Annotated in this window: 1 protein-coding gene; it reads left to right on the top strand. The window is 69.2% G+C overall.

From position 1 onward, the window contains the following. Window positions 1-2: 2 nt before the first annotated feature. The coding region (locus tag ADK54_RS20090; protein WP_234392140.1) for a helix-turn-helix domain-containing protein at window positions 3-240 on the top strand (238 nt) is incomplete at its 3' end.

Raw genomic sequence — 240 nt, 5'->3', positions numbered from 1 at the left:
ACCTGACCGGACAACTCGCCTTCCGAAGGCGGGAAATCGGTACGCGATGGCGCCGCCTGACCACGGGCCGCCAGGCCCTGCTTGCCCTGGCGCACCTGCGATGCGGTGAAACCTACGCACAGCTCGCGGCCGGGTTCGGGATCGGCATCGCGACGGTGTTCCGCTACATACACGAGGCCGTCGACGTTCTGGCCGCCCTCGCGCCGCCCCTGGGCGAGGCGATGAAGACCATCCGGACCA

It is taken from the genome of Streptomyces sp. WM6378 (genome assembly GCF_001279695.1).
In the GTDB taxonomy this organism is placed as follows: Bacteria; Actinomycetota; Actinomycetes; order Streptomycetales; family Streptomycetaceae; genus Streptomyces.
This window is presented reverse-complemented; position numbering and strand designations above follow the sequence as displayed.